22 protein-coding genes are annotated in these 20,152 nt (G+C 64.8%); 5 read left to right on the top strand and 17 right to left on the bottom strand.

All coding sequences use genetic code 11. The features are described from left to right. Positions 1-26: 26 nt before the first annotated feature. From CVS48_RS17305 to mltG, 4 genes are all read right to left on the bottom strand, one after another. Entirely contained in the window at positions 27-797 is a 771-nt protein-coding gene (locus tag CVS48_RS17305; protein WP_100855505.1) for a TatD family hydrolase, read from the bottom strand. Between the two features lie 68 nt (positions 798-865). Further along, positions 866-1,915, bottom strand: a complete 1,050-nt coding sequence (gene holB, locus CVS48_RS17300; RefSeq protein WP_100855504.1) for a DNA polymerase III subunit delta' — start codon at positions 1,913-1,915, stop codon at positions 866-868. Beyond that, positions 1,912-2,535, bottom strand: coding sequence for a dTMP kinase (gene tmk / locus CVS48_RS17295; RefSeq protein WP_100855503.1), 624 nt, complete (start codon positions 2,533-2,535; stop codon positions 1,912-1,914). Before tmk ends, holB begins: the two co-directional genes overlap by 4 nt. Then, positions 2,532-3,692 carry an endolytic transglycosylase MltG gene (mltG, locus tag CVS48_RS17290; protein ID WP_100855502.1) on the bottom strand — a complete coding sequence of 387 codons (1,161 nt, stop codon included), beginning with the start codon at positions 3,690-3,692 and terminating at the stop codon, positions 2,532-2,534. The genes tmk and mltG overlap by 4 nt, the downstream gene beginning before the upstream one ends. Before the next feature lie 153 nt (positions 3,693-3,845). On the opposite strand from mltG, the gene ygfZ reads away from it, so the two are divergent. Next, the gene (gene ygfZ / locus CVS48_RS17285) at positions 3,846-4,844 is read left to right on the top strand and encodes a CAF17-like 4Fe-4S cluster assembly/insertion protein YgfZ (RefSeq protein WP_100855501.1); all 999 of its coding nucleotides are present in this window, start codon (positions 3,846-3,848) and stop codon (positions 4,842-4,844) included. Positions 4,845-4,948: 104 nt separating this feature from the next. Here ygfZ and CVS48_RS17280 read toward each other — a convergent pair whose 3' ends face one another. From CVS48_RS17280 to CVS48_RS17250, 7 genes are all read right to left on the bottom strand, one after another. After that, positions 4,949-5,638, bottom strand: coding sequence for a VIT1/CCC1 transporter family protein (locus tag CVS48_RS17280; RefSeq protein WP_100855500.1), 690 nt, complete (start codon positions 5,636-5,638; stop codon positions 4,949-4,951). Between the two features lie 78 nt (positions 5,639-5,716). After that, a complete protein-coding gene (locus tag CVS48_RS17275; RefSeq protein ID WP_100855499.1) occupies positions 5,717-6,154 on the bottom strand; it encodes a PaaI family thioesterase in 438 nt (145 codons plus the stop codon). A gap of 15 nt (positions 6,155-6,169) precedes the next feature. After that, a complete protein-coding gene (gene mmsB / locus CVS48_RS17270; RefSeq protein ID WP_100855498.1) occupies positions 6,170-7,060 on the bottom strand; it encodes a 3-hydroxyisobutyrate dehydrogenase in 891 nt (296 codons plus the stop codon). Between the two features lie 77 nt (positions 7,061-7,137). After that, the gene (locus CVS48_RS17265; RefSeq protein WP_100855497.1) at positions 7,138-8,313 is read right to left on the bottom strand and encodes an enoyl-CoA hydratase/isomerase family protein; all 1,176 of its coding nucleotides are present in this window, start codon (positions 8,311-8,313) and stop codon (positions 7,138-7,140) included. After that, positions 8,310-9,464, bottom strand: coding sequence for an acyl-CoA dehydrogenase family protein (locus tag CVS48_RS17260; RefSeq protein WP_100855496.1), 1,155 nt, complete (start codon positions 9,462-9,464; stop codon positions 8,310-8,312). Before CVS48_RS17260 ends, CVS48_RS17265 begins: the two co-directional genes overlap by 4 nt. A 263-nt stretch (positions 9,465-9,727) precedes the next feature. Further along, positions 9,728-10,075, bottom strand: a complete 348-nt coding sequence (locus tag CVS48_RS17255) for an RnfH family protein (protein WP_100855495.1) — start codon at positions 10,073-10,075, stop codon at positions 9,728-9,730. Continuing rightward, positions 10,065-10,499 carry a type II toxin-antitoxin system RatA family toxin gene (locus CVS48_RS17250; protein WP_100855494.1) on the bottom strand — a complete coding sequence of 145 codons (435 nt, stop codon included), beginning with the start codon at positions 10,497-10,499 and terminating at the stop codon, positions 10,065-10,067. The genes CVS48_RS17255 and CVS48_RS17250 overlap by 11 nt, the downstream gene beginning before the upstream one ends. Positions 10,500-10,608: 109 nt before the next feature. On the opposite strand from CVS48_RS17250, the gene smpB reads away from it, so the two are divergent. Further along, entirely contained in the window at positions 10,609-11,082 is a 474-nt protein-coding gene (gene smpB, locus CVS48_RS17245; protein WP_006219123.1) for an SsrA-binding protein SmpB, read from the top strand. Positions 11,083-11,153: 71 nt separating this feature from the next. On the opposite strand, the gene CVS48_RS17240 is transcribed toward smpB, so the two are convergent. From CVS48_RS17240 to CVS48_RS17230, 3 genes are all read right to left on the bottom strand, one after another. Next, complete coding sequence (locus CVS48_RS17240; RefSeq protein WP_100855493.1) at positions 11,154-12,335, bottom strand: GGDEF domain-containing protein; 1,182 nt, start codon at positions 12,333-12,335, stop codon at positions 11,154-11,156. A 25-nt stretch (positions 12,336-12,360) separates the two neighbouring features. Next, entirely contained in the window at positions 12,361-13,287 is a 927-nt protein-coding gene (locus tag CVS48_RS17235; protein ID WP_100855492.1) for an SPFH domain-containing protein, read from the bottom strand. A gap of 88 nt (positions 13,288-13,375) precedes the next feature. Continuing rightward, positions 13,376-13,813, bottom strand: coding sequence for an NfeD family protein (locus tag CVS48_RS17230; protein ID WP_100855491.1), 438 nt, complete (start codon positions 13,811-13,813; stop codon positions 13,376-13,378). A 168-nt stretch (positions 13,814-13,981) separates the two neighbouring features. On the opposite strand from CVS48_RS17230, the gene CVS48_RS17225 reads away from it, so the two are divergent. Together CVS48_RS17225 and CVS48_RS17220 are read left to right on the top strand one after the other, a co-directional pair. Then, positions 13,982-14,719 (top strand): glutamine amidotransferase, encoded by a 738-nt coding sequence (locus CVS48_RS17225; RefSeq protein WP_100855490.1) that lies wholly within the window; start codon positions 13,982-13,984, stop codon positions 14,717-14,719. Between the two features lie 94 nt (positions 14,720-14,813). After that, positions 14,814-15,689 carry a bifunctional transcriptional activator/DNA repair enzyme AdaA gene (locus tag CVS48_RS17220; protein ID WP_100855489.1) on the top strand — a complete coding sequence of 292 codons (876 nt, stop codon included), beginning with the start codon at positions 14,814-14,816 and terminating at the stop codon, positions 15,687-15,689. 95 nt (positions 15,690-15,784) lie between these two features. Here CVS48_RS17220 and ppsA read toward each other — a convergent pair whose 3' ends face one another. Next, positions 15,785-18,151: a phosphoenolpyruvate synthase gene (ppsA, locus tag CVS48_RS17215; protein ID WP_100855488.1), complete on the bottom strand. Its 2,367-nt coding sequence runs from the start codon at positions 18,149-18,151 to the stop codon at positions 15,785-15,787. Between the two features lie 180 nt (positions 18,152-18,331). On the opposite strand from ppsA, the gene ppsR reads away from it, so the two are divergent. Next, positions 18,332-19,159 (top strand): posphoenolpyruvate synthetase regulatory kinase/phosphorylase PpsR, encoded by an 828-nt coding sequence (gene ppsR / locus CVS48_RS17210; protein WP_100855487.1) that lies wholly within the window; start codon positions 18,332-18,334, stop codon positions 19,157-19,159. A 37-nt stretch (positions 19,160-19,196) separates the two neighbouring features. On the opposite strand, the gene CVS48_RS17205 is transcribed toward ppsR, so the two are convergent. Together CVS48_RS17205 and CVS48_RS17200 are read right to left on the bottom strand one after the other, a co-directional pair. Next, on the bottom strand, positions 19,197-19,667 hold the full coding sequence (locus CVS48_RS17205; RefSeq protein ID WP_100855486.1) for a DUF2846 domain-containing protein: 471 nt from the start codon (positions 19,665-19,667) through the stop codon (positions 19,197-19,199). Then, positions 19,664-19,996: a hypothetical protein gene (locus CVS48_RS17200; protein ID WP_242001245.1), complete on the bottom strand. Its 333-nt coding sequence runs from the start codon at positions 19,994-19,996 to the stop codon at positions 19,664-19,666. Before CVS48_RS17200 ends, CVS48_RS17205 begins: the two co-directional genes overlap by 4 nt. Between the last annotated feature and the right edge of the window lie 156 nt (positions 19,997-20,152).

Here is a 20,152-nt window from a genome sequence, read left to right as displayed (position 1 = left end):
AATCAACATTAATATTTAAAGTGAACTTACTTCTTTATCTTATTGAAAAGCTTAAAGAAATTATCCGTCGACGCGCGCGCCACGTCCGCCACCGGAATGCCCTTAAGGTCGGCAATTTTCTCGGCCACGTGGATGACCTTGGACGGGTCATTGAGCTTGCCACGATACGGCACGGGCGCAAGATACGGCGAATCCGTTTCGATCAGCAGCCGGTCCAGCGGCACCTTGGTGGCCACTTCGTGCACCACCTGGGCGTTCTTGAAGGTGACGATGCCCGACAAGGAGATATAAAAGTTCTGGTCCAGCGCGGCCTGGGCCACTTCCCAGTTCTCGGTAAAACAGTGCATGACGCCGCCTACTTCCGCCGCCTTTTCTTCCTTCAGCATGCGCACCGTGTCCTCGGCGGACGCGCGCGTATGCACGATCAGCGGCAGGCCCGTGTCGCGCGCGGCGCGGATATGCCGGCGAAAGCGTTCACGTTGCCAGTCCAGCGGTTCCGACAGGCGGTAGTAGTCCAGCCCCGTTTCGCCGATGGCCACGACCTTGGGGTGTTCCGACAGGCGCACCAGTTCTTCCGGAGACGGGTCGGGCGTGTCTTCGTAATCAGGGTGGACACCCACCGAGGCCCACAAGTTGGCGTGCGGCTCAACCAGGGACATCAGGCCAGGCCACTCGGGCATGTTCACGCTGACGACCAGCGCGTGGGTGACCTGATTGGCGGCCATGCGGTCAAGAATGCCGGGAAGATCGGCCGCCAGCTCGGGAAAATTCAAATGACAGTGCGAATCAACGTACATGATGTGACTACATAAAGTGACCGCGGCGCCTGGCCTGCGGGCAGGCAAAACGCCGCTGGATCAGAGACTTACGCCTGGCAGGATAGCACCACGCGTTGCAGGGTGGCGTGCGCGAAAAGCTTGGCGTTCAGGGGGTGGGTGGCCAGCGCGCGCTGCCGCGTCAGCCAGCGCGCGGCCTCGGCCACGCGGGCCGTGTTCATGCGCGCGGCAACCTGGGCCACGCCCGTGCCCAGCGTGGGAAAGTAGCGCACGGGTGCGCCAGCGCTGGCCAGCATCAGGTCTGTGTAAATCCGCTGCAAGGCGTCGATCCATTCACTGGCGGGCACCTTTTCCAGGCTTTCCGCCAAGGTGCCGACGTCAGGCGCCTGCCCTTGCGCCAAGGGGCTGATCAATTGCGACAGCCAGGGCGGGCACGGCGTGTCGCCAGCCTGCGCCAGCCGCAAGGCGGCCAAGGGCGCGCCGCCTGCCGCCGCCAACCATTCGCGCGCCGGCTCCACGTTCTGGGCGCGCAGCCATTGCAGCGCGGTATCGGGGTCCGGCGCGGGCAGCGGCAAGCGACGGCAGCGCGACACCAGGGTCGGCAGCAGGCGGTCAGGCGCATCCGCCACCAGCAGAAAAACGGTATGCGGCGGCGGCTCTTCCAGCACCTTGAGCAAGGCGTTGGACGACACCACATTCAACGCGTGCGCCGGGTACAGCAACGCCACACGCCAACCGCCCCGGTGGGTCGCGGTGTTGAACCAGGATTCCAGCGAACGGATCTGGTCGATGCGGATTTCCTTGGACGGGGCGCGCTTGGCGGTGCCCGAGGCGGGCTCGGCGTCCTCAGCAGGTTCGGCGGTATCCGCCCCCTCTTCCACGGCGACCGCTTCGGGCCGGATGCGGCGCAGGTCGGGGTGGTTGCCGCTGGCAAACCAGGCACAGGCGGCGCAATGGCCGCAGGCCAGGCCGTTCTCGGGCGTTTCGCAGAGCAGACTGGCGGCCGCTGCCACGGCGAAGTCCAGCTTGCCGATACCGGCCAGCCCATGCACCAGCCACGCATGCGCGAAACGGTCGCGATTGCCCAGCCAGGCGCGCGCCGTCTCCATTTGCCAGGGTAGAAACTGGGGTGCGCTCATGCCGGAATGGCCAGCAGCGCCCGCAGCCCGGTTTCGAGCGCCGCGCGTACCTGGGCAATGGACTGGGTGGAATCAACGATATGGATGCGGCCCGGATCGGCCTTGGCGCGCGCGTGATAGGCCTGGCGGGTGCGCTCAAAGAACGCCGCGCCCTCGCGCTCGAAACGGTCCGGCTCGCGCGCATCAGCCAGGCGGGCGCGTGCCACTTCCAGCGGCACATCAAAAAGCCAGGTGCGGTCGGGCTGCCCCGCCCCCATCCATTGCTCCAGCACCGCCACACGCTCGGCGCCCAGCTCGCGTCCCCCGCCCTGATAGGCGTAGGTGGCATCGGTAAAGCGGTCGCATACCACCCAGGCGCCGCGCGCCAGCGCCGGCTCGATCACCTGGCGTACATGTTCGCAGCGGGCCGCGAACATCAGCAGCGTTTCGGTATCCAGGCCCATCGGGTCCGTCAGCACCAGGGCGCGCAACTTTTCGCCCAAGGGCGTGCCGCCCGGTTCGCGCGTGGAGATCACTTCCAGCCCTTGGCCGCGCAGGAAATCCGCAATCCAGACGGTGTGCGTGCTTTTGCCCGCGCCGTCAACGCCCTCCAGCGTAATGAAGCGTCCGCGAGAGGTCATTGATCTTGTCCTTGTGCTGATTCGGGGGTGGACCCGGAAGCGGAATCCGGGCTGGCGTCGGCCCCGGCAGCGGCGGGAGCCGTGACCGGTGCGGTGGCAGGCGGCGTCGCAGGCGTGACCGCGGGCGCGGGGGTGGTGCTGGGGCGGCTGTTCTGCCCCAGGATGTAGCGCGACACGTTGCGATTGTGCCCCGACAGATTCTCGGCGAATTCGCTGGTGCCGTTGCCGCGCGACACAAAGAACAGGTACTTGTGCTGCTCGGGCTGCACCGCCGCCAGCAGCGCGGCGCGCCCCGCCGCCGCGATCGGCGTGGGTGGCAGGCCCGGCCGCGTGTACGTATTCCAGGGCGTATCGGTCTGCAGGTCGCGCTTGCGGATGCGGCCTTGGTAGGCCTCGCCCATGCCATAGATAACGGTGGGGTCCGTCTGCAGCAGCATGCCGATCTTCAAGCGGTTCGTGAACACACCGGCGACGCGGCGGCGCTCGGGGCCATGCCCCGTTTCCTTTTCGACAATGGACGCCAGCACCAGCGCTTCATAAGGCGTGGACACCGGCAGGTTCGGCTGGCGCTTGGCCCAGGTGTCCTGCAGGATGCGCTGGCCTTCCTGGTAGGCGCGGCGCAGCAGGTCGTAGTCAGTGCTGCCGGGCGTGAAGACATAGGTGTCCGGAAAGAACAGGCCTTCCGGATGCTTGATGTCTGAACCCAGACGCGCCATCAATTCTTCATCGCTGACGCCGTCCAGGGTTTGTTTGACGTCAGGGTTATCGCGCAGCGCCTGGCGAATCTGGCGGAACGTCCAGCCCTCCAGGAACGTGATCTGGCGCTGGGTCATGTCGCCGCGCGCCATGCGTTCCAGCAGCAGCCACGGCGTGTCACCGTTGATGGCCTGATAACCGCCCGCCTTCAGCAGCTTGTCCTGCTCGGACAGGCGAGCCATCCAGACGAAGCCGGGCTCCCAGATCGGCACGCCCACGGCGTTCAGCGCGCGCGCGACGGTGCGCGGGCTGCTGCCCGGGTCCACCACAAAATCGATCCTGTCAGCCGACAGATGCATAGGCCGATGCATCCAGCTCCAGGCGGCGCCCACCGCTGCCGCGGCGGCGATCACGATAAGCAGGAATGACCACAAGACGTAGAAACTGAGTCGCTTTTTCATAAGTCCCGGAAGTTTAATGGATCGCGAGAATCTGGCGCGGCAAAAACGGGGCCAGCGCCCATGGCACGGCCCTTTGTCCATCGGGGGCATGGGCCATTGCCTGCGGGAAGGCGGCTATCATCTGCACTTTGATGACGTGATCACACCGCCGCCATGCACGCTTTCTATTCTTCGATTCCTGTCCGCGCCGAAGGTTGCGCGCCATGCGCGCCGCTGGATGACTTTCTGGTTTTCAGCGCGTCCGGCGCCGACGCGCTGACTTTTCTGCACGGCCAACTGACGCAAGACGTCACCGGCCTGCCCGCTGATGCCGCCCGCCTGGCGGGCTATTGCACGGCCAAGGGCCGGCTGCTGGCCACCCTGGTCATGTGGCGCGCCGCCCCCGGCGCGGAAGATGGCCCGCAACTGTACGGCCTGGTACGCCAGGACCTGTCCCAAGCCCTGCTCAAGCGCCTGTCCATGTTCGTGCTGCGGGCCAAGGTCAAGCTTGCCGCCACCGCGCTGAACGTGGCCGGCGTGCAGGCAACAACGGAACAGGCCGCCGCGCTGGAAGCCGTCACCGGCGCCTTGCCGCGCGCGGACTGGCAGCGGGTGGACCTGCCGTCCGGCACCTGGATCGCCGCTCCCTCGGCGGATGCCCAGTTGCGCTGGTGGTGGATTGCGTCCGACGAACAGCTGGAACAATCCCAGGCCTTGGCCGGCGTGCTTGGCCTGGCGCCCGCCTCACAATGGCAAATGGCGGATCTGGCCGCCGGCATCCCCTGGATTGCCACGGCCACGCAAGACGTATTCATCCCGCAAACGGTCAACCTGGAACTGGTGCAGGGCGTGAGTTTCACCAAGGGCTGTTATCCGGGCCAGGAAGTGGTGGCGCGCAGCCATTACCGGGGCACCGTAAAGCGGCGCATGGCCTACGGCACCATCGCCGACGCCAGCGTGCAAGGCGCGGCGCTGGCCGGCGTGGACGTATTCGACGCCACCCAGCCGGGCGAGCCCATCGGCCGCATCGTGGATGGCGCCAGTGACGCGGGCGTGGCCGCCGTGCTGTTCGAGACCACGCTTGCCGCGCTGCCCCAGGGCGACCTGCGGCTGGGCGCGGAAGACGGGCCGCGCATTAGCACCACGCCGCTGCCCTACTCTATTACGCCCTGAACCAGCGTTCCAGCGGGCAGCCTGCCAACCCGGCATCCCGCTGGCAGTCTGCCAACCCAGCACCGGCAGCCTGCTCACCCAGCATCCAGCAACGGGCGGCCGCGCTAGACCGCCACGCCGAACACTGCGCCCACGGCGGCCGTGGCCGCCATGGCGAACGCGCCCAGTATCGTCACGCGCAAGGCGGCCGGCCCCTTGGGCGCGCCGCCCGCCCCCGCGGCCAATGCCCCCAGCGCGGCCAGGCACACCACCGATGCACCGATCACCCAAGCGATCAAATGCGGCAGGGGCGCCGTCACCGCTACCACCAAGGGCAAGGCCGCGCCGGCCGCAAACGAGGCGGCGGACGCCACCGCCGCTTGCACGGGCTGCGCGCGGTTATGCACGGAAATGCCAAGTTCGTCGCGCGCGTGGGCATCCAGCGCGTCGTGGCGGGTCAGTTGTTGCGCCACCTGCGTCGCCAGATTGCGCGTCAGGCCACGGCCCACATAGATGTCGACCAGCTCGGCCAGCTCTTCTTCTGAATTGCCTTTCAGCGAGCGCTGCTCCATCCGCAGGTCGGCCGCCTCGGTATCGGCCTGCGAGCGCACGGACACATATTCGCCGGCCGCCATCGACAAGGCCCCCGCCACCAGCCCGGCCAGGCCCGACGTCAGGATGGCGCCATGCGAGGCCTGCGCGGCGGCAACGCCGGTAATCAGGCTGGCCGTGGAAACGATGCCGTCGTTGGCCCCCAGCACAGCGGCGCGCAGCCAGTTGCTGCGGAAAATTCGGTGGTGTTCTTTTGCAGGCATTGCCCTGTACCCATGCAGCGCGTGACAAGCGCGCCGCGCGCCCGCCCCGTCAAGGGCGACACGCGCGGCGCGCCGGATTCATCGCGGCGTCACGCGCACCGCGGTGAGCAAGCCTATCACGCAAAGCGTGGCCTGTTCACCGTCGTAGGCATGCACTTCAACCTGGCAGATGGACAAACGCTTGCCCGGCTTGACGACGCGGCCGCTGGCCACGTAGCGGTCGCCCTTGGCGGGCGCCAGGAAGTTCATCTTGAACTCCGAGGTCAGCACGTCTTCGCCCGGCCCGAACAGCGTGTAGGCGGCATAACCGCCCGCGCTGTCGGCGATCGTGGTGGAAATACCGGCGTGCAGAAAGCCGTTTTGCTGGCAGAGATCGGCCCGGTAAGGCAGCACGATGTCCACCCTGCCCGGCTCCACCACGTCCAGCCCCGCGCCCAGCAAGCGCATGACGCTTTGCCGGTCGAAGCTGGCCTTGACCCGCGCGGCGGGGTCGGACGGCGCCTGTTGTGCACTCATTGCTGTGCGCTCATGTCAGTCTTGCTCGCGCTTGACCAGGTTGACGATGCTGGAGAAGTCCAGCTTGCCCGAGCCGCCCGAGCTGTGCAGCGAATACAGGTTGCGCGCCAGTTCGCCCAGCGGAATGGACGCGCGCGCCGACAGCGCCGCTTCGGCGGCCAGGCCCAGGTCCTTCAACATCAGGTCCACGCCAAAGCCGCCGGCATAGCCCTTGGAGGCAGGTGCGTGATCCATTACGCCCGGCCACGGGTTGTAGAGTTCGGTGGCCCAGTTGCGGCCCGAGCTCTTGGCGATGATGTCGGACAGCACCTTCGGATCCAGCCCGTTGGCCACGCCCAGCGCCAGCGCTTCGGACGTGCCGGCCATCAGGATGCCCAAGAGCATGTTGTTGCAGATCTTGGCCACCTGGCCCGCGCCCGCCGGGCCGGCGTGGAAAATGTTCTTGCCCATTTTCTCGAGCACGGGACGCGCGCGCTCCAGGGCTTCGGCCTGGCCACCCACAATGAAGGTCAAGGTGCCCGCTGCCGCGCCGCCGGTGCCGCCCGAGACGGGCGCGTCGATCATGGTGATGCCGCGCACCTCGGCCGCCCGCGCCACCTTGCGCGCCGAATCCGGCGCGATGGTGCTGCATTCGATGACCAGCGCGCTGGACGAGATCTTGCCCAGCAGGTCTTCGCCCAGGTACAGCCCTTCCACGTGCTTGCTGGCCGGCAGCATCGACACGACGACGTCGGCGCCCTTGACGGCTTCCGACGCCGAAGCGGCGGCGCGCGCGCCGGCATCGGTCAACAACTTGACGGCCGCCGGGACCAGGTCAAAGACCGTGAGGCTATGGCCGGCCTTGACCAGATTCAATGCCATGGGCGCGCCCATGTTGCCCAAACCGATAAACGCGATACTGCTCATGATGTTTTGTCTCCTGTTGCTATTGCTATAGGTATGGATTCATCGTGACCTGCATGACGGGGGACCGGGCAAGTGCGTCAGCGCCCTTCCTGGCCCAGATCGGCCAACGGATGCGCTTCGCCCTCGGGCCAGGGTTCTTCGAAAAACTTTTGTACCCAGGCGTCGGTGGCCATGTCGATGACGGCGGGATTCCAGCGGGGATTCTTGTCCTTGTCGATCAGCAAGGCGCGGATGCCTTCGGCAAAATCGCCATGGGCGGTACACGCCAGCGCCGCGATGTACTCGGCACGGAACACGTCGTCCAGCGAGCGCAGGCGCGTGCGTTGCTGCAAGGCGAAAGCCAGGCGCACCGAGCCCGGCGAACCGGCCAGCATGGTGGATGCCGCGCGTGCCAGCCAGGGGTCGGCGTGATCTTTCAGCAGCGCCAGCTCTTCGTAGATCTCGTCCAGGCGGTTGCCGTTGCACAGGTTGTTGATCAGGAAGGAATGCTGGCGCAGGTGGCCAGGGTCCAACGGCGTCTGCGGCTCCAGCGCGGTCAACGCGCGGCGCAGCAGGCCGTCGTTGATGGAACGCGGCGCCATGGCTTCTTCCGATGCGCCCGCAGCCAGCCCGGCCCAGGGCTGCTCTTCCAGCGACGCCAGCAACTTGGGCCAGTCCGCGTGATTCAGGCGGAAGTCCGCCAGGCCCGCGAAGAAGGCGTCCGCCGTGTTCATCTGAGCGCCGGTCAGCGCCAAGAACAGGCCAATGCGGCCCGGCATGCGGTTCAGCAGCCAACTGCCGCCCACGTCCGGGAACAGGCCGATCGACACTTCCGGCATCGCCAGCCGCGAACTTTCGCTGACCACGCGATGGCTGGCGCCCATCATCAGGCCGATGCCGCCGCCCATGACGATGCCGTGGCCCCAGCACAGCACGGGCTTCGGATAGGTATGGATGCGGTAGTCCAGGCGGTACTCGTGCTCGAAGAAGCGGCGCGCGTAGGCGTTGCTCCAGCCGCTCTTGCCGGGGTTTTCGCTCATGCTGCGGTACAGGCCGTGCAGGTCGCCGCCCGCACAAAACGCCTTTTCGCCCGCGCCTTGCAACACCACCAGCGCCACGCCGGGATCTCGCGCCCATTCGTCCAGGCGCGCCGCCAGCAAGTCCACCATTTCCAGCGACAGGCCATTCAGCGTCTGCGGCGCGTTCAGCGTCGCAATGCCGAACCGCACGCCATTCGTGGCGCTTCTCTCTTCGAACAACACCGGTGCATTCATCTTATGTCGGCTCCTTTTTCCAACAATTGGCGGGCAATGATCACGCGCATGATCTCGTTGGTGCCCTCCAGAATCTGATGAACGCGAGTATCGCGCACCAAGCGCTCCAAGGGATAGTCCTTCAAGTAACCGTAGCCGCCGTGTATCTGTTGCGCATCCAGGCAGATCTGAAAGCCCATGTCGGTGGCGAAGCGCTTGGCCATGGCGCAATAGGTGGCCGCATCCGGCGCACCCGCATCCAGCTTGCACGCGGCCAGGCGCACCATCTGGCGTGCCGCGACCAGGTGGGTGGCCATGTCCGCCAGCTTGAATTGCAGGGCCTGGAATTCCGCCAGGCGGCGGTTGAACTGGCGACGTTCGTCCATATAGCGGCGCGCGGCGTCCAGCGCGCCCTGGGCCGCGCCCACCGAGCAGGTGCCGATATTGATGCGGCCGCCGTCCAGCCCTTTCATGGCGATCTTGAAGCCTTCGCCTTCCTGGCCCAGCAGGTTGCCGGCCGGCACGCGCACGTTCTCGAACGTGATGGGGCGTGTGGACTGGCTGTTCCAGCCCATTTTTTCTTCCTTGCGGCCATAGCTGATGCCCGGGGTGTCGGCGGGCACCGCGAATGCGCTGATGCCGCTTGCGCCCTCGCCGCCGGTACGCGCCATGACCACCAGCAGGTCGGTGTCGCCCCCGCCCGAAATAAAGGCCTTGGCGCCGTTCAGCACGTAATCGTCACCATCGCGCTGCGCGCGCGTGGACAGGGACGCGGCGTCGGACCCCGCGCCCGGTTCGGTCAGGCAGTACGACGCCAGTTTCTGGCCGCTGGCAAGCAGCGGGCCCCAGGCCTCGCGCAAGGCGGGTTGCCCCCATTTGCCGACCATCCAGGTCGCCATGTTGTGGATGGTCAGGAAGGCCGTGGTCGACGGGTCCACCGCGGCCATTTCCTCGAACACCAGGGTGGCGTCCAGGCGCGGCAGGCCCAGGCCGCCGATGTCTTCGCTGGCATAGATCGCGCAAAAGCCCATCTCGCCCGCCCGCGCGAAGGCCTCGCGGGGAAAGATGCCCTCGGCGTCCCAGCGCGCGGCATGGGGGGCCAGTTCACCCTCTGCGTAGTCGCGGGCGGCCTGCGCAAACGCGCGCTGCTCGTCGGTCAGTTCCAAGTCCACAGCCTGTCTCCTGATGGTGTCGGTGTTATCTGTTGGCGTTGCGGGTGGTCTCGTGAACGCCCGCCGGTCGATTTTGGCATGACGTTAACGTAAACGTAAATATGAAACCGCGTTTATGTTACGCCCGATGGCCGGGCGGGATTTGTCTTATTAGTGACAATGTCAGCCAGGGCGGACAGCCCACGCGCGTGGGCAGCACCGGGCCAATTACAGCCGCTCGATGACAGCCGTCCGATGACAGCAGCTTGATTACAGCAGTCCGATTACAGCAAGCCGGCAGGCCGCACCCGGCCGTTCCTGGCCGTCTTGGCGCGCCGGTGTTCGGCGCGGCGGCGGCGCGATTCCTTCGGGTCGAAGCTCAGGCCACGATAGATTTCAACGCGGTCCCCCTCGGCCAGCCTGGACTGCGGTTCGGTGGCCTTGCCGAAAATACCCACGCCCCGCTCCCAGGGCTGCACCACGGGAAACGCCTGCGCGAACCCGCTGGCCGCCAGCGCGTCGGACACGGTGGCGCCGTCGGGCACACGCAGTTCGCGCAACCACACGTGGCCCGGCAAGGCATAGCAGACGCTGACGTTGATCAGCGCGGCCACGGATGGCTCACTCGCCATACTTGGCCTGCGCCCGCTTGGTGAAGGAATCAATGAAGCTGGTGGCGATACGGTTGAAGACGGGCCCCACCACCATTTCCAGCGCACGGTTCGAAAATGCGTACTCCATGGTGAACAGGACCTTGCAGGCGTCTTCCGCCAAGGGTTGGAATTCCCAATGCCCGATCAGGCTGGAAAAAGGCCCATCCACCAGTTCCAGGTCGATCCGGTCGGGATAGACGTGGGTGTTGCGCGTGGTGAAGCGCTGCTTCATGCCCGCAAAACTGATCAGGATAGAGGCCTGCATGCCGTGTTCATCGCGGCTTTGCACCTCGGCCCCGCCGCACCACGGCATGAACTCGGGGTACTTCTCCACGTCGGCAACCAGGTCGAACATCTGGGCGGCGCTGTAGGGCACCAGGACGGATCGTTGTACTTTGTGCATCGACTATCGCAAATGGCTAGAATGGCAAGATTTTACCGGCACCGCGCACCATGAGCCTAATGAGGCGCTTCGCAGCGAGCAAATTGGCGTTATCAGCAAAAAAGGCGTTATGAGCATTATCGACAACCGCAAGGCCTCGCACGACTATTTCATTGAAGACCGCTACGAAGCCGGCCTTGTCCTGCAAGGCTGGGAAGTCAAAGCGATCCGTGACGGCCGCGTGCAGCTAAAGGAAAGCTACGTCATCGTACGCGATGGCGAACTGTACCTGCTGGGCATGCACGTCAGCCCGCTGCCCACCGCCTCCACCCATATCCACCCCGACGCCATGCGCACGCGCAAGCTGCTGCTCAAGGCCGAGGAAATCAGCAAGCTCATCGGCAAGGTCGAGCAGCGCGGCTACACGCTGGTGCCGTTGAACCTGCACTACAAGAACGGGCGCATCAAGCTGGACTTCGCGCTGGGCCGTGGCAAGAAGCTGTTCGACAAGCGCGATACCGCGCGCGAAAAAGACTGGCAGCGTGAAAAAGAACGCATCATGAAGCACGACACGCGCGCCCCGCGCAAAGACAAAGACGATTGAACCCGTCCGTTTGAACGAGGGCGATTGAACAAGTTCGCTTCGACAAGTCCGCTTCGACAAGGGCGATCGGTTCAGGCCGCCGCCGGCAATCGCTCGGCCGGCTCGCCCGGCCCGACGATGCGGTTGCGCCCCGCCTCCTTGGCTCTGTAGAGCTTGCGGTCGGCGCGTTCGAAAAACACCTGCAAGTTTTCGCCGGGCACCCACTCGGCCACGCCCGCGCTGAACGTATAGGAAATGGTGCTGCCGCCATGCGCGCAAGGCGTGCGGCGCACGGAATCCAGCAGCCGGGCCGCCACGTCCATGACCGCGTCACCGCGCATGTCCGGAAACAACACTCCAAATTCCTCGCCGCCCACGCGGCCGACATGGTCACCCGTGCGCAACGTGGCCGTGGCCAGCAAACCGAAATGGCGCAGCACGGCATCGCCCGCCACGTGCCCATGCGTATCGTTGATACGCTTGAAATAATCGACATCCAGCAGCAGCAAGGTCAAGGGACGGCGCGTGCGCAGCGCCTGCGCGCAATAGCGCTCGGCCTGCATCCACCACGCCTTGCGCGACATCAGCCCCGTCAGGAAATCCGTATTCGCCTCTTGCTCGCGGTCAGCCAGCATGCGGTCGTGGATGATCATGATGGTGCCCAGCGTCAGGCACGGCATGATCAGCACGCCCAGGGTCAGGAAGGCAATGTTCCAGGCGCTGGGTTCCAGCAACGGTAGCGGCACCGCCAGATCCAGCAGATAGACGGCGGCCCGCAACGCGCAGAGCGCCGCAGAAATGACCGACACCGCCCACACGAAGCGGTAGCTATAGCGGGAACGCTGCGTCGGCATGTTGCGCTGGACCGTGACGGCCACCGCCAGCAGAAAGCCCATTTGCAGCAGCGACATCGCCACGATGCGCGGCCCGACCCGCCAATCCACATAGGTGTAGACCAGCAGCACCACCAGCGCCAGCAGGCAAGCCAACGTCATCAGGTGCTTGGGCACGCTTAGCCCCAACAGCCGCCGCACGCCCGAGTAGTACGAGAACAGCGCAAGCCCGATCGCCGCGTTCGGCACCACCACCGACAACCACCAGGGCGCCGACGTGTTCTGAAGCGCAAACGTAAAAAACGCCAACAGCGTGAGCAAGTTGGCGCGTATGGTTTCGCGGATGCCGGCCATGCCGCTGCGAGCCAGCGACCCCAGCACGCAGAGCGATAGCACCCCCGCCAGTGCTGCTATCAAAAGCAAATTAACGGGAGCGATCATGGGTGGCGCGCCGCGAAGCGCGGGGTCAGGTGTTGCGCGTGGCTTTCACGATGGTCATGGCCGAGGCGATCATGCCGCCCACGTCCGACATGTTGGCCGGCAGGATCAGCGTGTTGCCTTCCTTGGCCACATTGGCGAACGCTTCGACGTAGCGCTCGGCCACCTTCAGGTTGACGGCTTCCATGCCGCCCGGCTGACGCACGGCGTCGGCCACCTGCGTAATCGCCTTGGCGGTGGCTTCGGCAATGGCCAGCACCGCGGCGGCTTCACCTTGCGCCTGGTTGATCTGGGCCTGCTTCTCGCCTTCCGAACGTGCAATGGCGGCTTCGCGTTCGCCGGTGGCGATGTTGATCTGTTCCTGGCGGCGGCCTTCCGAGGCCGCGATCAGCGCGCGCTTTTCACGTTCGGCGGTAATCTGCGCCTGCATCGAACGCAGGATCTCGTTGGGCGGCGTCAAGTCCTTGATCTCGTAGCGCAGCACCTTCACGCCCCAGTTCAGCGCGGCTTCGTCCAGCGACGACACGATGTTGCTGTTGATGGAGTCGCGCTCTTCAAAGGTGCGGTCCAGTTCCATCTTGCCGATGACCGAACGCAAGGTGGTTTGCGCCAACTGCGTGATGGCCGAGATGTAGTTCGACGAACCGTACGACGCGCGCATCGGGTCAGTCACCTGGAAGTACAGCACGCCGTCAACCTGCAACTGCGTGTTGTCGCGCGTGATGCAAACCTGGCTGGGCACGTCCAGCGGGATTTCCTTCAGCGAATGCTTGTAGGACACGCGCTCGATGAAGGGGATGACAAAGCCCGCGCCGGGCGACAGGACGCGGTCGAACTTACCCAGGCGCTCGACCACCCAAGCATGCTGTTGGGGCACGATGGCAATCGACTTGATAACGATCAGGACCGCCAGCGCGACAACAACGAGCAGGACGATAGTGGATGTATCGATCATGATTTGGAACCTCTCCTGGAGTAAATGCGATGGCGCTCCGGCCAGAAGCCAAGAGCGCCTTGCGGACCGCGCATGGCGCGATCCGGTTCTACCTTGCCGTACCCGGCGCGCCCATGGGCGTCAGCACCAGAGTCGAGCCGCGCAGTTCGGTAATGATGTATTCGCCGGCGGCGGGCGTTTGCCCCGGCGCCAGTTCGGCCTGCCAATGGGCGCCGCGATACCAGACGCGGGTGGTGCCGTGTTCGGACCACGATTCCACGGAAACCGTCTGGCCGATATCCAGATTCACGTCGGCGTTGCGCGCGGAATTGACTTCACGCTTTTTCAGCACGCGCGTCTTGCGCAACACCAGCAAGCCCAGCAGCAACACCACGCCGCACGCCACCAATTGCCATTCCAGGCCACTGCCGAACCAGGCGGCGGCCCCGGCGGCTGCCAGGCCCAAGGCCACCAGCAGCAGATAGAAAGTACCCGTCGCCAATTCCCCAATAAGGGCCAGCGCGGCCAGTCCCAGCCAGATCCACATAGTTGTAATGCCGCCCGAAAGGATGAGTCGTGTGCGGATTGTACGTATTTCCGGGACGCAACGGTAAGGCAGCCGCCATCAAGAAAGTTTGCGCTGGATTATGATGTGCCCTGACGCGCCGGTCCCACCCGGATTGCCCGCGTCGGCCTATTCCAAGCACACCTATCCATGACCGCTGCAATATCCCCTGCCCTGCCCGTCTTGATCCTGCACACCGGCGATCCGGAAGACATGCTTAAAAGCCAGTTCGGCGGCTATGCCGAACAATTGAAAGAAGCGGCCGGACTGGCCGCCGACGCCGTCGAAATCGTCTCCGTACACGAGGGCCAACGGCCCCAGCCCCCCGCCCACTACCGCGCCGCGCTGATCACGGGTTCGCCCGCCATGGTCACGGACAAGGAACCCTGGAGCGAAGACACCGCCGCCTGGCTGCGCGACGCCGCTGCCGCTGAACTACCCATGTTCGGCGTGTGCTACGGCCACCAGTTGCTGGCGTATGCGCTGGGCGGCAAGGTGGGCTACAACCCGGCGGGCCGCGAAGTCGGCACGCAAACCGTCGAACTGCTGCCCACCGCCTCCGGCGACAAGCTGTTGGCCGGCCTGCCCCGCACCTTCCCCGCGCAGATGCTGCATGCCCAGACCGTGCTGCAACCGCCCCCCGGCTCGGCCGTGCTGGCGCGCTCGGACCTGGACGAGCACCAGATGATCCGCATCGGCCGCAACGTCTTTTCCACCCAGTTCCATCCCGAATTCGGCCCTGATTTTGTGCGCGCCCACCTGGACCGCTACAGTCGCCGTTACGCCGCCGAAAACCTGGACATGCCCGACTTGACGGCAAACGTGCGCGCGACCCCCGTGGCGGGCGGGCTGCTGCGCCGTTTCCTGGACGCCTACGCGCCCGCCTGAGCGGCCGCGCGCAACATCCGGAGTGCGGGGCTGGACGGCACCTGAGACCATGAACCTAAAGCGCAATCCATTACGCGCATGTCAGGAGTCATCGATGAGCCCCGCCGCAGCCCTCTCGAGCACACAGCAATCCACCGCCGCCTTGTTAAGCAAGCAACACGCCAGCGTGGTCGAACGCGCCTGCCGCGCCCTGGAGGCCGAGCAGCCGCCCGACCTGACCACGCTGGCCGAACAGGCCGGCATGAGCCGCTTTCACTTTCACCGCGTGTTCAAGGCGGCCACGGGGATTACGCCCAAGGCCTACGCCAACGCGCTGCGCGCCGCCCGGGCGCGCCAACAACTGGAAACCAGCGCCAGCGTCACCGACGCCATGTACGACGCTGGCTTCAACTCCAGCGGACGGTTCTACGAAGCCGCCCCCGCCATCCTGGGCATGACCCCCACCGCCTTTCGAAAGAACGGCGCGGGCATCGACATCCGTTTCGCCGTGGCGCAATGTTCGCTGGGCGCGCTGTTGGTGGCGGCCACGGGCACGGGCATCTGCGACATATCGCTGGACGTCGACCCCGAACAATTGGTTCGCAACCTGCAAGACCGCTTCAAGGCCGCGCGCCTGATCGGCGCGGACGCTGAATTCGAAACCTGGGTGGCCGCCGTGGTGAGTTTCGTCGAAGACCCGTCGCGCGGGCTGGACCTGCCGCTGGACGTGCGCGGCACCGCCTTTCAGCGCCGTGTGTGGGAAGCGCTGCGCGACATTCCGGTGGGCACGACGGCCACGTACACGCAGGTGGCCGAACGCATCGGCGCGCCCCGCGCCGTACGCGCGGTGGCCCGCGCCTGCGCCACCAACAACATCGCCCTGGCCATTCCGTGCCACCGCGTGGTGCGCACCGACGGGTCGATGGCGGGTTACCGCTGGGGCATCGACCGCAAGCGCGAATTGATCGCGCGTGAAATGAAAGCGGCCTAGTACACGCCCGTTCTTCGCGCCCGTTCTTCGCGCCCACAAGCAAAAACCCCGCGTCCTGATCGGACGCGGGGTTTTTTGTTGGAACCGCCAGCCGCTTATTGCTTGGCCAGGCGCTGCCAGGTGTCGACAACGGTATCCGGGTTGAGCGACATCGACAGGATGCCCTCGTCCTTCAACCACTGCGCGAAGTCCGGATGGTCGCTGGGGCCTTGCCCGCAGATACCCACGTACTTGTTGGCGGCCAGGCATGCCTTGATCGCGCGGCGCAGCATGAACTTCACGGCTTCGTCGCGTTCGTCGAAGTCGGCGGCCAGGAGCTCCATGCCGGAATCGCGGTCCAGGCCCAGCGTGAGCTGAGTCATGTCGTTGGAACCGATCGAGAAGCCGTCGAAGAATTGCAGGAATTCGTCGGCCAGGATGGCGTTGGACGGCACTTCGCACATCATGATCAGCTTCAGGCCGTTTTCACCGCGCGCCAGGCCGTGCTTGGCCAGCAGGTTCACAACCTTTTCGGCCTGACCCAGCGTGCGCACGAACGGCACCATGATTTCAACGTTGGTCAGGCCCATGTCGTCGCGGACCTTCTTCAGCGCTTCGCATTCCATGCGGAAGCACTCGGCGAAGTCCTCGGCGATGTAGCGCGATGCGCCACGGAAGCCCAGCATCGGGTTCTCTTCCTCGGGCTCGTAGCGCGAACCGCCCACCAGCTTGCGGTATTCGTTGGACTTGAAGTCCGACATGCGCACGATGACCGGCTTGGGGTAGAACGCGGCGGCAATCGTCGCCACGCCTTCCGCCATCTTCTCGACGAAGAACGCGCGCGGGCTGGCGTGCCCACGAGCGGCCGATTCCACGGCCTTCTTCAGTTCGCCGTCCACGTTCGGGTAGTCCAGGACTGCCTTCGGGTGGATGCCGATGTTGTTGTTGATGATGAATTCCAGGCGCGCCAGACCGACGCCGCCGTTTGGAATCTGCGCGAAGTCGAACGCCAGTTGCGGGTTGCCCACGTTCATCATGATCTTCAGATCGATGGCGGGCATTTCGCCACGGCGCACTTCTTCCACTTCGGTTTCGATCAGGCCGTCATAGATGCGGCCTTCGTCGCCTTCCGCGCAAGACACGGTCACAGCCTGGCCTTCCTTCAGCAGGTCAGTGGCGTTACCGCAACCCACCACCGCCGGAATGCCCAGTTCGCGCGCGATGATCGCGGCGTGGCAGGTACGGCCGCCACGGTTCGTCACGATGGCCGCGGCACGCTTCATCACGGGTTCCCAGTTGGGATCCGTCATGTCGGTGACCAGCACGTCGCCCGGCTGGACCTTGTCCATGTCGGAGATGTCGCCCACCACGCGGACCGGGCCGGCGCCGATCTTCTGGCCGATTGCGCGGCCGGTGATCAGGACCTGGCCGGTGGCCTTCAGGCGGTAACGTTGCTGCACATCGTTCACGCCTTGCTGCGACTTCACCGTTTCCGGGCGCGCTTGCAGGATGTAGATCTTGCCGTCGACCCCATCACGGCCCCACTCGATGTCCATCGGGCGCTTGTAGTGCTTTTCGATGATGACGGCGTAGCGGGCCAGTTCATTGACCTCGTCGTCGGTCAGCGAATAGCGGTTGCGCTCGGACACGGGCACGTCAACGGTACGCACGGCGCGGCCTTCCGGACGCTCCGGGTCGAATTCCATCTTGATCAGCTTGGAACCGATGCGGCGGCCAACGATCGGGAACTTGCCTTGGGCCAGCGTGGGCTTGAAGACGTAGAACTCGTCGGGGTTGACCGCGCCTTGCACCACGGTTTCGCCCAGGCCGTAGGACGACGTGATGAACACAACGTCTTCAAAGCCCGATTCGGTGTCGATGGTGAACATGACGCCGGCGCTGCCCTTGTCGGAACGCACCATGCGCTGGATGCCGGCCGACAGGGCGACGTCGGCGTGGGCGTAGCCCTTGTGCACGCGATAGGAAATGGCGCGGTCGTTGTACAGCGACGCGAACACGTGGCGGATCTTGTCCAGCACGTCATCGATGCCCACAACGTTCAGGAAGGTTTCCTGCTGGCCGGCGAAGGACGCGTCGGGCAGGTCTTCCGCCGTGGCGGACGAGCGCACGGCAAACGAGCCCTTGCCGTCAGCATCGAGCTTGGCAAAGGCTGCACGGATTTGTGCTTCGAATTCAGCCGAGAACGGCGCTTCGACGATCCATTGGCGGATCTGCGCGCCGGCGTTGGCCAGCTCGCGCACGTCTTCGGGGTTCAGCGTCGTCAGGCGTTCAGCAATGCGCTGATCCAGGCCCGAGGCCTTCAGAAAATCGCGGAAAGCGTCGGCGGTCGTGGCAAAGCCGCCCGGTACGCGGACACCCGCGCCAGACAGCTGGCTGATCATTTCGCCTAGTGATGCGTTCTTGCCTCCTACCGAGTCCACGTCCGTCATGCGGAGCTGCTCGAACAAAACAACGTACGACATTGAAGTCACCTTTTACAATGGAATGAAAGCGAGTTAGGTCAAAGCACGAATCGGCGGAAAAATCCGCTTTTTCAGACGCTGACCAAACTGGCCTTGGACCGCCCTTGGGGTGACTTATAGGGGCCTGATTGTACTCGGTGGAGTACCCTCGGCTATCTGACTGGTTGGAATTTTTTACACATGACATCTACCCCGATCGCACGCACGGTATACATCGTTTCCGACAGTACCGGCATCACCGCCGAGACCTTCAGCCAGTCGGTGCTGTCCCAGTTCGAAGAGGTGGAATTCAAGCCCATCCGGCTGCCCTTTGTCGACACGCTGGAGAAGGCGGCCGAGGTCGCCATGCGCATCGACCGCAGCGCGCTTGAAGCCGGCGTGCCGCCCATTGTGTTCAGCACCCTGGTCAACCCCGAGATCCTGGCGCGTGTTCGCCAGGCGAACGGCATTTTCATGGACCTGTTCGGCACCTTCGTCAGCCATATCGAGCAGGCGCTGGGCTTGAAGTCCAGCCACTCCATCGGCCGCTCGCACATGCAGGCCAATTCGGAAAAATACCGCAACCGAATCGACGCCATCAACTTCAGCCTGGCGCATGACGATGGCCAGTTCGTGAATCAACTGGACCAGGCCGACGTCATCCTGGTGGGCGTGTCCCGCTGCGGCAAGACGCCCACCAGCCTGTACCTGGCCATGCAGTACGCCATCAAGGCGGCCAACTTCCCGCTGACGCCTGATGACTTCGAACGCGGCACCCTGCCCTCGACCATCGCGCCGCACCGCGGCAAGCTGTTTGGCTTGTCCATCCAGCCCGAACGCTTGGCCGAAGTCCGCAACGAACGCCGCCCCAACAGCCGCTATTCGCAACTTGAGCAGTGCCGTTACGAAGTGGCGGAAGCCGAACGCATGATGCGCCGCGAGGGCATTTCGTGGCTGTCCAGCACCACCAAGTCGATCGAAGAGATCGCCACGACGGTGCTGCAGGAAGTGGGGCTGGATCGGGGTTGAGCGGTGTGAGCGGGCAGAACAAATTGAGCGCCGGGCCTTACAGGCCTGGCACCCGTTCTGGGCTGGCGGCTCCCCAATAGCGCAGGCCGCGCATTTCGTTTTCCGCCAATTCGGGTGGATCAACCAAGTGCATCGACAATTTGCCCACGGCTCCCGTGGCGCCATACACCTCGGCCATGACTCGGATATAGCGCGTCTGGCCGGGGTCCAGCATGAAGCTCACGCCGTCGCCGGTCCAATACAGGTTGGTCACGACGTAGCTGCCGGCGGGCCGGTCAACAAAGAAAAACGCGCCCGGCTTGTTGCGCCCGACCACTTCGCCATTGACGCGCATCTTTTGCTGCGCGGCTGCCAGATTGGTCGGCTGCGGCTGATAGAAATAGATGCGGCCATTACCCTGGGCAATGGGCGGGATGCTGCCTTGCAGCGCTTCATACTTGCCGCCGGCGCAACCCGCCAGCACGGTCACGATGGCGGTTGCCGCCAGGCCTTTGAACCACGATTTCATTGACGCATCTCCACGGGCAAGGTGACAGGACGAGTAAGCGGCAGGTATGCGCTTTCGCCCGGCAAATAAAAACCGAGCAGTCGGCCAGACGAGGCAACCAGATAGGCCTCGCCCTGACGCCGGGTTTGAATCGTGAACAAGCCGTCCTGGGCGCGATAGACATCGCCTTGCGGCAGGGCACCCACACGGCGCCATTGCGAGCCCGAACGCAGCGTTACGCTGCTTTCGTTCGGCAACGACGCAATGACCATCCTGGACAGTTGAATCGTGTAGACGGGATCTGCCGCCGCCACGGGCACCATGCCGATCTTCTGCGTACTGACCGACATGCATCCCGCCAGCCCAACCACGCAAGACGCCAGCAGCAGGCCCTGCGCCCTGCGCGTAACGCGCGCCTGAAATCTATGAAACAGCGATGACGCCATAGCCACCTCGGATTTGCAAAAGCGTGAAGTATATGAGTACGACAGGCTTTTACAAAACAT

Source organism: Achromobacter spanius (assembly GCF_002812705.1).
Taxonomy (GTDB): domain Bacteria; phylum Pseudomonadota; class Gammaproteobacteria; order Burkholderiales; family Burkholderiaceae_B; genus Achromobacter; species Achromobacter spanius.
This window is presented reverse-complemented; position numbering and strand designations above follow the sequence as displayed.

Excerpts from the sequence above, each read along its gene's own strand:
- CVS48_RS17235 (WP_100855492.1), bottom strand. The coding sequence starts at position 13,287 with ATGATCGATACATCCACTATCGTCCTGCTCGTTGTTGTCGCGCTGGCG.
- CVS48_RS17225 (WP_100855490.1), top strand. The coding sequence starts at position 13,982 with ATGACCGCTGCAATATCCCCTGCCCTGCCCGTCTTGATCCTGCACACC.
- mmsB (WP_100855498.1), bottom strand. The coding sequence starts at position 7,060 with ATGAGCAGTATCGCGTTTATCGGTTTGGGCAACATGGGCGCGCCCATG.
- CVS48_RS17205 (WP_100855486.1), bottom strand. The coding sequence starts at position 19,667 with ATGAAATCGTGGTTCAAAGGCCTGGCGGCAACCGCCATCGTGACCGTG.
- CVS48_RS17250 (WP_100855494.1), bottom strand. The coding sequence starts at position 10,499 with ATGCACAAAGTACAACGATCCGTCCTGGTGCCCTACAGCGCCGCCCAG.
- CVS48_RS17240 (WP_100855493.1), bottom strand. The coding sequence starts at position 12,335 with ATGATCGCTCCCGTTAATTTGCTTTTGATAGCAGCACTGGCGGGGGTG.
- holB (WP_100855504.1), bottom strand. The coding sequence starts at position 1,915 with ATGAGCGCACCCCAGTTTCTACCCTGGCAAATGGAGACGGCGCGCGCC.
- CVS48_RS17265 (WP_100855497.1), bottom strand. The coding sequence starts at position 8,313 with ATGAATGCACCGGTGTTGTTCGAAGAGAGAAGCGCCACGAATGGCGTG.
- smpB (WP_006219123.1), top strand. The coding sequence starts at position 10,609 with ATGAGCATTATCGACAACCGCAAGGCCTCGCACGACTATTTCATTGAA.
- ppsA (WP_100855488.1), bottom strand. The coding sequence starts at position 18,151 with ATGTCGTACGTTGTTTTGTTCGAGCAGCTCCGCATGACGGACGTGGAC.
- tmk (WP_100855503.1), bottom strand. The coding sequence starts at position 2,535 with ATGACCTCTCGCGGACGCTTCATTACGCTGGAGGGCGTTGACGGCGCG.
- CVS48_RS17275 (WP_100855499.1), bottom strand. The coding sequence starts at position 6,154 with ATGAGTGCACAACAGGCGCCGTCCGACCCCGCCGCGCGGGTCAAGGCC.
- CVS48_RS17305 (WP_100855505.1), bottom strand. The coding sequence starts at position 797 with ATGTACGTTGATTCGCACTGTCATTTGAATTTTCCCGAGCTGGCGGCC.
- CVS48_RS17220 (WP_100855489.1), top strand. The coding sequence starts at position 14,814 with ATGAGCCCCGCCGCAGCCCTCTCGAGCACACAGCAATCCACCGCCGCC.
- ppsR (WP_100855487.1), top strand. The coding sequence starts at position 18,332 with ATGACATCTACCCCGATCGCACGCACGGTATACATCGTTTCCGACAGT.
- CVS48_RS17200 (WP_242001245.1), bottom strand. The coding sequence starts at position 19,996 with ATGTCGGTCAGTACGCAGAAGATCGGCATGGTGCCCGTGGCGGCGGCA.
- mltG (WP_100855502.1), bottom strand. The coding sequence starts at position 3,692 with ATGAAAAAGCGACTCAGTTTCTACGTCTTGTGGTCATTCCTGCTTATC.
- ygfZ (WP_100855501.1), top strand. The coding sequence starts at position 3,846 with ATGCACGCTTTCTATTCTTCGATTCCTGTCCGCGCCGAAGGTTGCGCG.
- CVS48_RS17255 (WP_100855495.1), bottom strand. The coding sequence starts at position 10,075 with ATGGCGAGTGAGCCATCCGTGGCCGCGCTGATCAACGTCAGCGTCTGC.
- CVS48_RS17280 (WP_100855500.1), bottom strand. The coding sequence starts at position 5,638 with ATGCCTGCAAAAGAACACCACCGAATTTTCCGCAGCAACTGGCTGCGC.
- CVS48_RS17230 (WP_100855491.1), bottom strand. The coding sequence starts at position 13,813 with ATGTGGATCTGGCTGGGACTGGCCGCGCTGGCCCTTATTGGGGAATTG.